The sequence below is a fragment of the Cyanobium sp. Cruz-8D1 genome (assembly GCF_024345975.1).
GTDB lineage: Bacteria > Cyanobacteriota > Cyanobacteriia > PCC-6307 > Cyanobiaceae > Cyanobium.
Genome location: NZ_JAGQCD010000014.1, coordinates 76,671 through 91,988, shown reverse-complemented (window position 1 = coordinate 91,988; position 15,318 = coordinate 76,671). Strand labels below are relative to the sequence as shown.

Genomic DNA, 15,318 nt, shown 5'->3' with positions numbered 1-15,318 from the left:
CCCGTTTCATCGTGACTGCAAGAGGCGCATCTGCACCTCCGGAATGACAGCCCGTCATTCCACTCTGTTCACCCTCTGATCAGGGCATTCGGGCCTCGGGATTTACACCACGCAAAGGGACGCGGCCCGAGCGCCGTCATTCAACGATCGGCTACCTCAGTCCGATCTTCTACGAACAGCAGTTCGTCTCTAGCCCTAAACTCACCCCTGTTTAGCCCTGAGACCTGTCCACGAAACCGTGGGAACCCCACCACTGCCACCGCTGGAGGCCTTCGTTCAATGGATCGTCAGGGGATCGCTGCTACTGGCTCTGTTCCAGGGGATCCCAGGGCGGAAGGGGCTCAGGCCTGGGAAGACCTGGATCAACTCCGGCTTTTTGTGCGAGCCCTACGCCATGCGGCCATCGGCATGGCGCTGGTCAGCGCGGAAGGGGGCTTCCTGGAAGTCAATACGGCCCTCTGCCGGATGCTCGGTCACGACGAGGCCACACTGCGCCTGATCGGGCTCAGGGATGTCACCCATCCCGACGACCTGCCTGAGATCCTCGAGCTGGTGGAGGAGCTGGTGGCGGGCCGGCGGGAGGACTTTGAGAGGGAGAGGCGCTACATCCATGCCGATGGCCACCTGATCTGGGCTCAGCTGGCGGTGTCCTGCCTGCGCAACGGTGGGCAGTGCCTGCTCATCGTGCAGATTGTCGCGATCCGTGAAGCTCAGCCCAAGCGGCTGGCGCTGGCCGAGCAGGAAGAGCACAACCGCCAACTGGCGGAGAATGCCGACGATGTGGCCTGCCGCCTGGATCCCGAGGGCCGCATCATCTGGTTGTCTCCCTCGGTGGAGCCCTGCCTGGGCTGGCAACCGGAGCAGCTGTTGAACCAGGGACTGGAGGCGGTCATCCATCCCCTCGATCAGCCCAAGCTGCTGGAACTGCTGGACCGGAGTCACGCCTCGGTGCTGCTCAAGCTGCGGCTGCGTTGTGCCCATGGAGCCTGGCTGTGGATGAGCATGAAGGCGCGGCAGGTGAACAACAGCGCCGGGGATTGGACCGGCTGGATCAGCGGCTGGCGCGACATTCAGGCTGAGGTGGAGATGCGCGAGCAGCTTGATCAGGCCCTGCACACCGACGCCCTCACCGGCCTGGCCAGCCGCAGCGTCATGCTCGAGCGGATCAATGGCGCCCTGGCCAACGGCAAGAAGCTCACCACAACGGCGGTGCTGAGCGTGGGGGTTGATCGCCTCTCCCAGGTGAATCACGCCCTCACCCATCGGGCCGGTGACCTGCTGATTGCCACCGTGGCGCGGCGGCTTGTGACGTCCCTGAAGCAACCCGAACAGGTGGCCCGGGGCATGGGGGACAGCTTCATCGTGCTCCTGGACCAGCTCGCCTCGCCGGAAGAGGCTGGTGTCATCGCCGAGCGGCTGCGGCTGGCCAGCAAAGGTCCGATCCGCTACGAGACGCAGACCATCGAACCCTCGGTGAGCATCGGCCTGGCGATCGCCCAGCACGATCCCGGCTCTGAACCCGGCAACGGTCCAACAGCCGATGATCTGCTGCGTGATGCTTCACTGGCGATGTGTGAGGCGGCGACCCTGGGCCGGGACCGCTGCGAATGTGCCGATCCCCAGCTGACGGCGCGGGCCCAGCAGAGCCTGCGGCTGCTGCAGGAGCTGCGCCAGGGCCTGGAGACCGGGGAGCTGCAGGCGTGGTTCATGCCCATGGTGAATCTCAGCGACGACTCCCTGTGGGGTTATGAGGCCCTGGTGCGCTGGCCGCGTCCCGATGGCCGCGTGGAGATGCCCGACACGTTCCTGCCGGTTGCCCGCAGTGGCCAGATGGCTGAGGAGATTGATCTGCTGATGCTGCGCCAGAGCATCGCAGCGCTGGCGGAGCTCCCACCGCCCTTGAGCGTGGCCGCCAACCTGAGTGCCGAGATTCTGGCCCGGCCCGACCTGGTGGAGCAGGTGCAGCAGTGGCTCCAAGCGGCCGGAGTGAGCCCCCACCGCCTGCACCTGGAGATCACCGAAACCAGCCTGCTCAAGCTGGGGACTGTCAAGGAGACGATACGAGGTCTTGCCGAGCTGGGTGTTCGCTGGCTGGTGGATGACTTCGGCACGGGCTTTTCCTCGATCAGCCATCTGCGCGACCTGCCGATCCACGGCCTGAAGCTCGATCGCTCCTTCACCGAGGGCCTGCGCCATGGGGATCAGAAGAGCGTGCGGCTGGCCCAGGCCCTGGCTGGCCTGGCCGAGGGCCTCGGGCTCGAGACCGTCGCCGAGGGCATCGAGAGTGCAGAGGAAGCCGTCTGCTTGCGCAACCTGGGCTGGAGCTACGGCCAGGGGTGGTATTTCGGCAAGGCCGCTCCGCTCAGCCACTGGCAGAACACCCCCGTCCCACTTGTGGGGCCCAGCACACCGCCTGCAGCTTCGCCGCTGGGATCCAGCACCCGCAGTTGGGCCCTGGCCGTCACTGACAACGTGCCGGTGGGCCTGTTCGCCCTGCGGTTCGATCCGCAAGGCAACCCTCACGTTCTCTTTGTCAGTCGCCGCTGGCTCGAGATGCTCCAGCTGGAACGCAACCAGATCATGGCGGATGTCAGCTCGATTCTCGAGCGCCTCCATCCCGACGATCGGGCCGCTCTGATCACCAGCTCGCAGACCCACCTGGCTCAGGGCACCCCGCTGTCCTGGGAAGGGCGACTGCAGAGCAGGCAGGTCACCACCTGGGTGCTGCTGGAAGCAACGCCGCTGCGGCAGGCCGATGGCACCTGCATCTGGCAGGGGGTGATCAGTGACATCACCGATCGCAAGCGCCAGGAACTGCACCTGCGCCGCCTTCTCGATGAAGCCCCCATTGCGATGGCGATCAATGATCTGCGGGGGGATGACCCGCGCATCACCTACGTGAATCAGCAGTTCATCCGCAGCTTCGGCTACGACCTGGGCACGATCCCCAACCTCTCCGACTGGGCACGCCTGGCCTATCCGGATCGCCGCCAGCGAGAGACGCTGTTCCAGGCCTGGGATGCCGGTGTTGCGCGGGCCAGGCAGAGCACCGGGGTGGTGGCGCCGATCGAGGCACAGGTCACAGCCGCCGATGGCCGCGTGCACGATGCCCTGTTCAGTGCGGTGGTGCTGGGCGATGAGCTGGTGCTCTCCGTGCTGGACATCACCGAGTGGCGCCAGGCTGAACGTAAACTGCAGGAGGCCCGAGCCAGTCTGGCCGAGAACGCTCTGGCGATCACCGAGGCCATCCCGGTGGGCACGTACACCATGGTGCAGCCACCGGACGGGGTCTTGGCGTCGTTCGCGTTCATGAGCGAACGCTTCCTGCAGATGTCAGGGCTCAAGCGGGAGGAGGCCGCCGCCGATCCCCTCAAGGTCTTTGCTTGCGTGCACCCCGACGACTACGACGCCTGGGTACAGCGCCATGCGGAGGCTTTCGCCAGGAAGCAGCCGTTTGCCGGCGAGTGCCGGGTGTTGGTAGGCGGCGAGGTCCGCTGGGTCCGCGCCGAATCGGTGCCTCGCGAGCTGGCCGATGGCAGCACGGTGTGGGAAGGGGTGCTGATGGACATCAGCGACCAGCAGCAAGCCCTGGAGCAACTGGCGCAGGAGCGGTCGCTGCTGAACGCGGTGCTGACCCATATCGATGCGCATGTGTACATGAAAAACCGCCAGGGCCGTTATCTGTATGCCAACGCCAATGCGATGCAATACCTCAACGATGGACTGGAGTCCATCGTTGGCTACACGAATGCCGAACTGCTGGCGCCGGAGGCAGCCCAGGCGATTCAGGAGTTCGATGAGCAGGTGTTCAGCACCGGTGGACCCCTCTGGCGTGAGGAACACCTCCCTCTGCCCAACGGTGCAGAGAGAGTCTTCCTCTCCAAGAAGCTGCTCTATCGCCAGCCGGGCCAGGAGGACTGCCTGATCGGCTTCTCCACGGACATCACCGAGCTTCGCCAGGCCACGAAACAGCTGGCGGCCTCGGAGGAGCACTTCCGCCTTCTGGCGGAGAACTCCAGCGATGTGGTGTTTCGGCTGGACAGCGCCGGGCGAATCGTCTGGGTGTCGCCTTCACTCACCACCGCCCTGGGCTGGCTGCCGGAAGAGTGGATCGGCCAGATTGGCACCAAGTTCCTGGTGCATGGCGGTGAAGCCGAGCGCTACAAAGCCAATCTCCAGACCCTGCAAAACAACGGCCGTCGCGTGATCGCTCGCGAGCAGATCTACGCCAAAGACGGCAGCCTCTACTGGATCGAAACCCACGCAGGGCCCTACGTCAACAGCAAGGGCATCGTGGAGGGTGCCGTCGCCAGCTTCCGTCTCATTGACGAGATGGTGCAGGCAGAAGAGACACTGAGACTGAGCGAACAACGGCATCGGCGCCTGGCCGATCAGATGCTGGATGTGGTGTGGGCGATCAATCTGGAGGGGCAGTTCACTTACTTCAGCCCATCGTTGCAGCGTGTGCGCGGCTTTATGCCCGAGGAGCTGATGGCCACCCCACTGGAGCAGCAGTTCACGCCAGATTCCTATGCCATCGTGTTGGATGGCCTGCGTCAGGCCCGGGAGGATGTGGCGGCCGGCCGCCCCGTGAACTTCCATGCTGAGGTGGAGGAATACTGCAAAGATGGCAGCACGGTATGGACCGATGTGAAGGCAACAAGCCTCTATGACGAGAAGGGTGAGTTTCTGGAAATTGCCGGTGTCTCGCGAGATATCACTCTCCAACACCAACTCAGGGAGGAGCTGCGAATCAGTGAGGAGTGCCACCGGCGCCTGGCCGATCAGATGCTGGATGTGGTGTGGGCCATCACTCTTGATGGGCAACTTACTTACCTCAGCCCATCAGTCCAGCAGCTGCGTGGCTTTTCGCCCGAGGAGATCATGGCTCTCCCCCTCAATCAAACCTTGACCCCGGCTTCATACGCACTCGTCGCTGAGGGGCTGAGCAAGGCTCGCGACGACGTGGCCGCTGGCCGTCCTGTGGTCTTCCATGCGGAACTGGAAGAATATTGCAAGGATGGCAGTACGGTCTGGACGGATGCCAAGGCCACATCCATCTTTGCCAAAGATGGTAACTTCCTCGAAATTGTCGGGATCACGCGGGATATTACGATCCAGCGTCAGCTCCGGGAGGAGCTGCGCATCAGCGAGGAGCGCTATCGATTGCTGGCGGAGAACGCCCGCGATGTGATCTGGACCATGGAGCGCGATGGACGCATCAGTTATGTGAGCCCATCGATTCAGCTGCTGCGCGGTTTCACCCCTGAGGAGGCGATGCAGCAAACCCTTCAGGAGATCCTGACCCCAGAGTCGCAGCAGCGTTCCCAGTCCTACTTTCTGCAGATGCTTGCGGATCTTGAGGCGGGCCGGGTACCGCAACCGTTCCGGGGAGAGCTGGAGTACTACTGCCGCGATGGCTCCACCATCTGGACTGAGGTGATGGCGTTGCCAACCTTTGACAGCCAGGGCCAGTTCCAGAAACTGTTGGGCGTGAGCCGCAGCATCAGCGAGCGTAAGTACTACGAGCAACAGCTGACGGCCGTCAACCAACAGCTCCAGGCCCTGGCCACCACCGATGGGCTCACAGGAATCTGGAACCGCCGCCATCTGGAAGCCACCATCCAACAAGCGATGGTTCATTCGGATCGCTATGGCGAGGCCCTGTCGCTGATCCTCTGCGACGTTGATGACTTCAAGGACATCAATGATCACTTTGGCCACCCGGTGGGTGATCAGGTGCTGATCGCGTTCTGCCAGCGCCTTCGCAAGCAGCTGCGCAGCAGTGATGGCTTGGGGCGCTGGGGCGGTGAAGAATTTCTGATTCTCCTCGACCATACCGATGCCCAGACAGCCAGGGCTTTGGCCGATAAACTCAAGCAGCTGATCGTCGGCAGTCCCTTCTCGGTTGCGGGGACCGTGACAGCCAGCTTTGGGGTGGCTCAGCGCCGAGGGCAGGAGTCTTTCGCGGATTGGCTTCTGCGTGTTGACAACCGCCTGTATGCCGCCAAGAAGGCTGGCCGCAACTGTGTCGTAGGTGATTGACCAGCGGTATTCGAGCTGCCCCCGCATCTTCACCACCGTGAAGGTCAACACCCGCACCGACTGGGACCAGACGCTGGAGGACAAGGTGGCCAGCCGTGTTCCTGATCTACCCCTTTGGTCAGGGTTCCTTCTCCGACGGCATGCCCCTCGGCATCAGCGGCACCTTCAACTACATGTTGGTGTTCCAGGCTGAGCACAACATCCTGATGCACCCCTTCCACATGCTGGGGGTGGCGGGTGTGTTCGGTGGCTCCCTGTTCTCCGCCATGCACGGTTCGCTGGTGACCTCCTCCCTGGTGCAAGAAACCACCGAGAGCGAGTCCCCGAACTACGGCTATAAGTTCGGCCAAGAGGAAGAGACCCACAACATTGTGGCTGCCCACGGCTGACAACTTCGGTTGCCTGATCTTCCAATACGCCTCGTTCAACAACAGCCGCAGCCTGCACTTCTTCCTGGCGGCCTGGCCGGTGGTCGGCATCTGGTTCACCGCCCTGGGCGTGAGCACCATGGCCTTCAACCTGAACGGCTTCAACTTCAACCAGTCGATCCTCGACGGTCAGGGCCGGGTGATCAACACCTGGGCCGACGTGCTCAACCGCGGCGGCCTGGGCATGGAAGTGATGCACGAGCGCAATGCCCACAACTTCCCGCTCGACCTGGCGGCTGCCAGCGCCACCCCCGTGGCTTTGACGGCTCCCGCCATCGGCTGAGGCCCTGTGGCCCTTCGCTTGAAATCTCTGGGGCTTTCAGCTCTATCCCTAGCCCACCGCACTGGGCTCGCAGAGCGGGCCAGCGGCTTCTCAAGGCCCTTATCAGAGTTGGACTGCCAAGGGTCTGGCTTTTCTGAGAAGCCCTAGAACGCGGACCCAGATAGCAGCTGCTAAGCAGGGGTTGTGAACATGAAGTTGCTTTTCCCTGATTGCTTGACTTTGTACATGGCTTCATCTGCAAGCTTCCTTAATGTATCCAGGTCACTAGCATCATCGGGGAATAGGGAGATGCCAACACTTGCCCCCACGACGATTGAATGATCGCCATGGTGAATGGGAAGCGTCAGCGCCGAAACAAACTTGTTGGCAATGCTTGCGGCGATTTCCCTCTCACTCACATCGCCTAAGATGGCCAGAAATTCGTCGCCACCTATTCTAGCCACGGTGTCATCATTCCTAACTGTATGACACATGCGTTGGGCTACTTCTCGTAAGACATGATCGCCAGTATCGTGGCCAAAACTATCGTTGATCGTTTTCATTGCATCCAGATCGACAAATAGTACGGCTACCTTCTTGTTGTTACGTTCAGCGCGACGCGACGCAACTTCAAATCGGTCCTCCGCTAGTCTCATTAAAGGCAGTCCTGTTAATTGATCGTGATTTGCTAGGTGGATGATGCGCACTTGCTGCTCATGTATTTCTCGAAGCAGACCGTGGGTAGAGTGCTGTAAAACACTCATGGAATAAAATGTTGTGTACAATGCAGCTCCGAGAGACGCCCATACAGTGGCCCAGGATGAAAATTGAATGCCATAGCTGCCGGTATCAACCGCAAGATGGATGTTGCCCGAAACGACTCCAAGTCCAATGGTCGCAAGCAGTGCTAGCGACGCAATTGCCATAATTATCGTGGTACGAGGCGGGAAGATCGCTGCCGATACAAAGTTAATGAGAACCAGGAAAAATACTCCGCCTCCTGCCAAGCCAAACGTTAACAGACCACCTATAGACAGAAGCCAATAAACTGAGATCAGGGTCGCCGCCTTGATGCCGAATGGGATGCGATGACGCCCCAAGTAAAAGCATAAGCAAAAGGCTGCCAAGATGATATGAATCGTATAAAGAGGTTGCCATCCCGATGTCAGGGACCGAGACAGGGAAATGGGAAGCGCAAAAGCTATATAAGCAATCCAAGCCTTAAGGGCTTGATCGATAAATACATTGCGGAGCCGGTTCCAGCGCTCCCCAGGACTGAGTGTTGTTGTATTGAATTGTTGATCAATCGACATGCATTTGAGTTGCAGATTGGTGCTTGCCTCCCGACCACCTTCGAGATGAGTTAGTTTACTATATCCGCAGGTTTCCGTACTCGTACCCGTTCAGAGGGCGGGAGACCCAGCCGCGCCAATTGTCAGCAGATGGCTCCTCAGGCATAAGCCATCTTTGTCTGTTGCCACGGATTCCTGCCTCAGCGATCTGGCAGCAGTAATGGCACATTACGCCACCGCGGTGATGGGCAATCCAGACTTGCTCCAGGAGCTCCCACACATCCCGGCCCTGCTGCCTGAGCGTTGTCGTGGCCATGAGCAGGCGGCTGCGGCAAACGGCACCGCTGGCGGACTGGACGCCATGGCTGATCTTGCGCTGGATGACTGAATGGCGCAGGGCACGCTCGGCGGCGTTGTTGGTGGGCTCGATCCCTTCCTTCTCCAGGAAGGACCACAGGCCTTCTCGTCGTTGCAGTAGCTGCCGGCAGGTGCGCAGCGTCTGGGCCCACGGCGTTCGTTCACCCAGCTCGCAGCTCAGATCCACTGCGCGCTGGAGGATCTGATGGCGGTGGTCGATGGTCCCGAGTCTCTGCTGGAGGAGTGTCCGCTGAGCCCACCTGAACTGCGCAACGCGCTTGCGGCACAACTCAACGGTTTGTTGGCGACCCCCGCATTCATGGAGGCACTTCCTGCGTTCCTCCCAGGTGATCAGGCGAGCCAGCAACGACTGCCGGACTTGCGGCAGACGCTTGCTGCGATCGCGGCTCTGGCTGAGCCATGACCATCTGAGCCATCCCGGCAGACGGTTCTCAAGATGGTCCCAGCCACTCCGCCAGCTTGGTGTAACGCCTACGGCTCAGGTGATTCTTGACGGCCATCGCCAAGGCCTTCTTCTGCCCCACCAGCACCACCAGCTGTTTGCCGCGGGTGATGCCGGTGTACACCAGATTGCGCTGCAGCATGGGGTAGTGCTGGGTGAGCAGAGGGATCACCACGGTGGGGTATTCGCTGCCCTGGCTCTTGTGGATCGTGCAGGCGTAGGCGGGCACCAGGTTGTCGAGTTCCCCCCAGCCGTAGGTCACCTCGCGGCCGTCAAAACGCACCGTCAACTCACTGGCATCGGCATCGATCGTTTCCACGGTGCCGACATCACCGTTGAACACCTCCTTCTCGTAGTCGTTGGCCACCTGCATCACCTTGTCGGCCGGGGCAAAGCGCCAGCCGAAGCGGCGGGAGATCAGCTGGACGCCGGTGATCTCTCTGCCTGCTTTGAGGGCTTCCTTGATGGCGGCCTTGTCCGGCTTGCTGGTGGTGGTGAAGCTCAGCCACTGGGAATCGAGGGCGTCCTCGTCGTCGATTTCGACGGCCTGGGACTTACGGGAGGTGAGCTCGTGATTCGGGAAGGAGAAGCGGGTGGCCGACGGCTGCAGGCGGGTGAGGACCAGGACCAGGGAGTCCTCGAGGGCGTCGGCCCGGGAGGCATCGGATCTCGACAGCTCAGTGAGGCGCTTGGCCTGCTGCTGGCGGTAGGCCGCCTGGCCGCGCAGATGCTCGATCACCCAGCAGGTGGCATCGGCCTTGGCGGCGAGGGCGGTCTTGTTGCCCTCCTCGGCCAGCAGGGCAGCCTCGAGCTCGCCGAGGGGGGCTGGGCGCGGGTGTCGTCGTCGGCCTCCAGCTGCTCAGCCAGCTGAGCGATGGCGGTGGTGAGCTCCTGGGCCTCGATGCCCAGCTGCCAGAGGGAGCCGGTGCGCTGCAGGGTGCAGGCCGGCCCGGCGGCCTGGGGGAGAGCCGGGGAAAGAGGAGCGGCGGGGGCAGTGAGAACGGCCATGGGGTGGTGAATGGGGATGAGAGACGAGAAGAACGGGACGGTGATTGCCTCTCAAGCAGCGAGGGACTCGGGCGAGAACGGCGGCGGCACTTCCAGCACCACCACCGGCACCGGCGAATGGGAGGAGCAGCGGCGGGCCTGCTGCACCAGCGAGGCCGTGCCTGCCCCACCGGGAAAGGCGATCACCAGCACAGAGGCGCTGAAGGCCGGGGAGGTATGGGCCTGGGCCTCAAGAAGGGCCTGCTCGAGCAGAAGGCGATTGCGGATGGGGCCGGCACGGCGGCCATAGCGGCGCCAATCAGCGGCGAGGGACTGGACACGCCAGCCGAGCTGCTGGGCAGCACGGCCGATGGCGCGATCAGCGCCACGGGCCCCGCCATGGAGCAACAGATGGACCGGACGACCGCCACTGCGCTGGAGCAGGGCGGAGGCGATGCGCTCCTGGGGCCAGACGAGATCACGGCCACCGGCGGCGACGATGACGACCGAGCGAGACGCCAGCACCGGCGGCGGCAGGAGACCAGGAAGAGACAAGGCAGCGGCCTGGGCCACTGCAGCAGAGGCAAAACTCATGGGCTATAGAGCAAACGAACAGGGCAAGTTGCCAGAAGATTTCGTTGCCGCAGACGATGGGCTCGTGGCCTTTATTCTGCCAGTATAAACGCACTGTGTAGCAGGAAGAATGGCTGCGGGGCAACGGATCTGCACAAAGTAAAGCCAGGCGCGGGCGGACTTGAAAACTGATGAGCAAGCCCACAAGATTCAGGCCTGAATGCCCACCCGGCCGTGCAGCCGCGCGAGGAGACCGGGGGCCTCACCCCAGCCCCATCAACGCGGGCGAAGGCCCGGCCACTGCAGCCGCACCGCGAGGTGCGCTCAGCGAATCCGACCGGAGTCCTGCGGTGTCTGCTCAGCCCCAGGGAACGTCCAGGAACTCCACCAGCAGCACGCCCCGGTGGGTGCCATGGATCCTCACCAAGCCAGCCGTGGCTGCCTGCTTCATGCCGGCGCGCTCCTTGCGCAGCTGTTCGGCGGTGGCCAGCACCCGCACCCAGCCGCCGGTCATGAAGTCCTCGCTGCCTGTCTCAAAGGCCTGCAGCCGCCGGTGCTGGTTGCTGTTGCGTTCGTAGTACAGGCCCCCGCCCGTGGGATCCGTTCCCTCTGCCCAGACCTGATCGACCATCAGCTTCCCGATCGCCAGTGGGTCCTTCGCCGCTGCGTCCATGGCCTCGCCATCGAGCACCAGCGGGTTGCCCGGGTCGTCACGGTTGTCCGAAACGATCAATCGGTGGCCCATGACAGGGTCCTGCTCAGCCCCTTGCTGTCACGTGATCTCGCTGCATCGGATGATCCGGCGATAGCGCTTCTCAGTCTGGCTGCGGATCAGATTTCAGCCTCAAGCTGGTGCCACAGCTCTCATGCCGCCGCTGCCAGGGCCGGAACGACAGCGACTGCAGCCTCCAACTCCGTCCAAACATCACAGACCGTGAATGGCGGTAGAAAAGACGGCAAGTACAGCACCACCCATCGACCCAAGCCGTTCCATAGCGGTCGATCCCTTCCGCTGCACACGGACACCGCCTCCGTTTTCCTCGCCAGCCCAGTCTTTCTCGCCAGCTCCGTCATTGTCTCCGGCGCCTCAGGGGTCCTCGGCGCGCTCCGCCTGATGCCGCAGCTTCTGCAGCCGCTCCAGCAGCGATTCATTGCTCATTCGGTTGTTGAGCCGCTCCGCCAGCAGGGGGAAGGCCAGCGGGCCAGGCCTCGGCAGGCGCCGCTGCAGCCATTCGCTCCCCTGCAGCCGCTCCAGGGTGCCCAGCAGGCGTCCGAGGTCGAGTTGCTCCTCCAGCACTTCGCTGCGGGCCTGGGCCAGCAGCAGGTTGCCGGGCTCGTGGCGCTCAAAGACATCAAACAGCAGGGCGGCGCTGATCTGCAGCTGGCCGCCGGAGCGGGCCTGGCCGGGATAGCCATTCACCACCAGCCCACTCACCTGGGCGATGGAGCGGAAGCGGCGACGGCACAACTCCGACAGGTTGATGGCCCGCTCCAGATCCTCCAGCAGTCCCTCAGGCTCCAGCAGGGTCTCCCCGTGGAGATCGAGCAGCTCCTCAAAGGGGTAGTCCCGGGCCGCCAGCAGCTCGAAGCCGTAGTCGTTCACCGACACCGTGAAGGTGCCCGAATGGTGCCGCGCCAGCCGCCACGACCACAGAAAGCCCAGGCCCTCATGCACGAAGCGTCCTTCGAAGGGAAAGGCGTAGAGGTGGCTGCCCTCCCGGGTGTGGCACACCTCCACCAGAAACTGGTGCGTCCGGGGCAGGGAGGACAGCAGCACCTGGCGCTCCAACAGCGGCCGCAAGGCCCGCAGTTCGGCGGTGTCGAGCGCAAAACCCTTCTCCCCCTCAAGGGCGCGGGCACAGCGATCCACCTCCGAGCGCAGGTGGGCGCTGAGCAGATCGGAGAGGGCCATCTGGCCCCCGCCCCAGGCCGGCACCATGGCGCTGCGGCGCGTCGTGGCCTTGACCATCGCGGTCATCTCCCGCAGCCGCACGAACTCAAGTTGGCGCCCGGCGAAGAAGAAGACATCCCCCGGTTTGAGCCGGCCGATGAACACCTCCTCCACGTGACCCAGCACGGCCCCGCGCACGAAGCGCACGGTCACGGCCCGATCGGCGCTGATCGTGCCGATGTTGAGCCGGTGCAGGCGGGCCACGGCCTGCTCCCGCACCACGAAGCGCTGGGGGACCCCACCGCTGGGCTCGGCCGGCTCCCGTTCCAGCTTGCGGTAGCGCGGGTAGGCCCCCAGGCAGTCACCCCCGTCCTCCAGAAAGCGCAGGCACCACTCCCAGCGGCTGCGCTCCAGCTGGCGGTAGCTCCAGGTGCGGCGCACGGCCTCCAACGTGGCCTCGGGCTCGAAGCCCGGACCGCAGGCCAGGCTGACCAGGTGCTGCAGCAGCACATCGAGCGGTTCATGGGGTGGGCGGCGGTGTTCCACCAGCCCCTCCCCCAGGCCCCGGCGCATCGCTGAGACCTCCAGCAGTTCCAGGGCGTTGGTGGGCATGAACAGCACCTGGGCCGTGCCGCCGGGCGCATGGGCCGAACGGCCCGCCCGCTGCAGCAGCCGGGCCAGGTTCTTGGCACTGCCGATCTGCACCACCCGCTCCACCGGCTGGAAGTCCACCCCCAGATCGAGGGAACTGGTGCAGACCACCCAGCGGATCGCGGCGGCCTTCACCCCCGCCTCGATGGCTTCGCGGCTGGCCCGGTCAATGGCGCTGTGGTGCAGGGCCAGGGTGGCTTCCATCTCCGGGCAGGCGAAGCGCAGGCACTGGTGCCAGCGTTCGGCCTGGTTGCGGGTGTTGGTGAACAGCAGCGTGGAGACATCGGGCTCCATGGCCGCCACCAGCTCCTCGTACATGCGCAGGCCCAGATGGCCGGCCCAGGGGAAGCCGTCGATCGTGTCGGGCAGCAGGCTGCGGATCTCCGTATCCCGCCGGATCCTGGCCGTGATGATGCGCGGCTCGACGCCGACGCCCACCGCGGCCCGGGCCGCCTCCTCCAGGTTGCCGATCGTGGCGCTGATCGCCCAGGTGCGCAGGGCCGGCCGCCGGCTGCGCAGCCAGCTCAGACACAGCTCGCTCTGGGAGCCCCGCTTGCTGCCCATCAGCTCGTGCCATTCATCGATCACCACCGCCTCGAGGTCGGCGAACAGCGCCTCGGCCCGGGGGCCGGCCAGCAGCAGGGAGAGGGATTCGGGGGTGGTGATCAGGATCTGCGGCGGCGCCTTCAGCTGCTTGCCGCGTTCATGGCTGCTGGTGTCGCCGTTGCGCAGTCCCACCCGCAGCGGCCAGCCCATGGATTCGATCGGCTCCCGGATCGCCAGCAGCAGGTCACGGCTCAGGGCCCGCAGGGGCGTCAGCACCAGCAGGCGCAGCCCCCCCTCCGGCCCGGCGCCCCCGTTCTCGGCCAGCATCGCCGCGATCGGCCCCATCACAGCGGCGTAGGTCTTGCCGGAGCCGGTGGGCACCTGGATCAGGCCGCTGGCCCCCTCCAGGTAGGCCCGCCAGCACTGGCGCTGGAACGGCATCGGCCGCCAGCCGCGGCTGGTGAACCAGGCCTCGATGGGCCGCAGCACCGCCGCGGTGGAAGGGGTCAAGGGGGACGGCGGATCAGGTGGAGAGCACGGCCACCACCACGGCGGCAATGGCCAGGATCACGGCCCCCAGCACCACACCGGCGGCGATGTTGCCGCGGCGGATCTCGGCGCGGTAGTCGATGGGGGAGAGGCGATCGAAGAGCAGCAGCCCGAGGTAGATGAGGATGATGCCCAGAAAGGTCCAGCCCACCATCAGCAGCATCTGGAGCAGTGGTTTGACCATCCCCTCATCGCAGTGCCGACCCCACCGTAGGGATGGACAGGAGGCCAGCCGCTGATGGGGCTGACTTCCCTGGGCGGGCGGCGCGATTCGGCCTTGCTGCTCTGGCCCCTGGTCAGCCTGCTGCTGCCGCTGTTGCCCCTTCTCGTGCTGCTGCTGTCAGCCCTGGAGGGGCCACGCCGGCTGCTGATGGTGGTGCCGGAGGGGCAGCGGGTGCTCAGTGTCCCCTTCGTGTTGGAGGACGGCTGGCTGGGCAGCCCCCGGCTGGCGCTGACGGCCGACATCCCCGCCAACAGCACGATCGAGCTGGACGTCGCCCTCCTCGATGCCAGCGGCCGCACCGTGCTGAACCTCACCAAGGACGGCTGGCGCGCCAGCGGCACCTGGTCGGAGGGGGGGGAGAGCGGCACCTGGGAGGAAGCCGACGCGGCCCTGACGCTGGCCATGCGTCCTGGGCAGAGCGGCCGCTTCCAGCTGGCGGTGCAGCTGCAGGATCTGCTCGATCAAGCGGGCCAGCCGCTGCCCCATCCGGTTGTTGTGCGCGGCAGCGTCCGCAACCACAGCCTCGATGCTCCCCTGCTGCTGTTCACCGCCGCGCTGACGCTGGCGGTGGTCCAGGTGCTGCTGCTGGCCTGCTACGGCGTCAGCCGGGGCCGCTGGGTCCAGCGCAGCCAGGAGGCTGACGCCGCGATCCGCTGTGAGGCCGGTGGCCCCGGACTGCTGCGGGTGGGCGTGGTGGCGCGTTGGGAGCTGCCCCATGACAATCCACCCCTGGGCCAGCCCCCGGAACCGGCGGCCCTGGAGCTGCAGGTGAGTGATGCCCTGGGGCGTCCTCGTCTGCGGCATCGGGGGATGGTGGTGGTGGCCCACCGCTCCGACGATGGCGACCACTGGTTGTCCGTACGCCACACCCTGCACCTGCGGCTTCCGGAGCGCGGCAGCTACCGCTTCCGGGTGAAAGTGCCGCAGGAGTTCCGCGTGGATGGCGACGCCTGGGAGATGGAATGGCTGCAGCTCAGCGTCGAGGATGGTCTGATGAGCGCCTGGCCGGTGGCTGTTCTGCCCCTGGCTGGGGCGCTGGAGGGCCGCTGAG

At 64.5% G+C, this 15,318-nt stretch carries 11 protein-coding genes and 1 pseudogene; 4 read left to right on the top strand and 8 right to left on the bottom strand.

Going from position 1 to position 15,318, the window contains the following annotated elements:
* The first annotated feature begins 279 nt into the window (after nucleotides 1-279).
* Nucleotides 280-6,045, top strand: coding sequence for a PAS domain S-box protein (locus KBZ33_RS10595; RefSeq protein ID WP_254952456.1), 5,766 nt, complete (start codon nucleotides 280-282; stop codon nucleotides 6,043-6,045).
* Nucleotides 6,046-6,137: 92 nt separating this feature from the next.
* Nucleotides 6,138-6,756 (top strand): annotated as a pseudogene (locus tag KBZ33_RS10590) (photosystem II q(b) protein); the annotation flags it as partial.
* 170 nt (nucleotides 6,757-6,926) lie between these two features.
* Here the strand turns inward: KBZ33_RS10590 and KBZ33_RS10585 are convergent.
* Nucleotides 6,927-8,048, bottom strand: coding sequence for a GGDEF domain-containing protein (locus KBZ33_RS10585; protein WP_254952458.1), 1,122 nt, complete (start codon nucleotides 8,046-8,048; stop codon nucleotides 6,927-6,929).
* Between the two features lie 58 nt (nucleotides 8,049-8,106).
* A complete protein-coding gene (locus KBZ33_RS21825) occupies nucleotides 8,107-8,673 on the bottom strand; it encodes a transposase (RefSeq protein ID WP_396108341.1) in 567 nt (188 codons plus the stop codon).
* Here KBZ33_RS21825 and KBZ33_RS10580 point away from each other — a divergent pair.
* On the top strand, nucleotides 8,590-8,808 hold the full coding sequence (locus KBZ33_RS10580; RefSeq protein ID WP_254952460.1) for a hypothetical protein: 219 nt from the start codon (nucleotides 8,590-8,592) through the stop codon (nucleotides 8,806-8,808). The genes KBZ33_RS21825 and KBZ33_RS10580 overlap by 84 nt on opposite strands.
* 28 nt (nucleotides 8,809-8,836) lie before the next feature.
* Here KBZ33_RS10580 and KBZ33_RS10575 read toward each other — a convergent pair whose 3' ends face one another.
* From KBZ33_RS10575 to KBZ33_RS10550, 6 genes are all read right to left on the bottom strand, one after another.
* Entirely contained in the window at nucleotides 8,837-9,586 is a 750-nt protein-coding gene (locus KBZ33_RS10575) for an ATP-binding domain-containing protein (RefSeq protein ID WP_254952461.1), read from the bottom strand.
* Nucleotides 9,583-9,855, bottom strand: a complete 273-nt coding sequence (locus tag KBZ33_RS10570) for a hypothetical protein (RefSeq protein WP_254952463.1) — start codon at nucleotides 9,853-9,855, stop codon at nucleotides 9,583-9,585. The genes KBZ33_RS10575 and KBZ33_RS10570 overlap by 4 nt, the downstream gene beginning before the upstream one ends.
* Before the next feature lie 51 nt (nucleotides 9,856-9,906).
* Nucleotides 9,907-10,389: an SLOG family protein gene (locus KBZ33_RS10565; RefSeq protein WP_255011744.1), complete on the bottom strand. Its 483-nt coding sequence runs from the start codon at nucleotides 10,387-10,389 to the stop codon at nucleotides 9,907-9,909.
* Nucleotides 10,390-10,765: 376 nt separating this feature from the next.
* Entirely contained in the window at nucleotides 10,766-11,152 is a 387-nt protein-coding gene (locus tag KBZ33_RS10560; RefSeq protein ID WP_254952465.1) for a hypothetical protein, read from the bottom strand.
* 342 nt (nucleotides 11,153-11,494) lie between these two features.
* Nucleotides 11,495-14,005: a ligase-associated DNA damage response DEXH box helicase gene (locus tag KBZ33_RS10555; protein ID WP_254952467.1), complete on the bottom strand. Its 2,511-nt coding sequence runs from the start codon at nucleotides 14,003-14,005 to the stop codon at nucleotides 11,495-11,497.
* 13 nt (nucleotides 14,006-14,018) lie between these two features.
* Complete coding sequence (locus KBZ33_RS10550) at nucleotides 14,019-14,228, bottom strand: DUF350 domain-containing protein (protein WP_216908808.1); 210 nt, start codon at nucleotides 14,226-14,228, stop codon at nucleotides 14,019-14,021.
* 54 nt (nucleotides 14,229-14,282) lie between these two features.
* On the opposite strand from KBZ33_RS10550, the gene KBZ33_RS10545 reads away from it, so the two are divergent.
* On the top strand, nucleotides 14,283-15,317 hold the full coding sequence (locus KBZ33_RS10545; RefSeq protein WP_254952469.1) for a hypothetical protein: 1,035 nt from the start codon (nucleotides 14,283-14,285) through the stop codon (nucleotides 15,315-15,317).
* Nucleotide 15,318 lies beyond the last annotated feature (1 nt).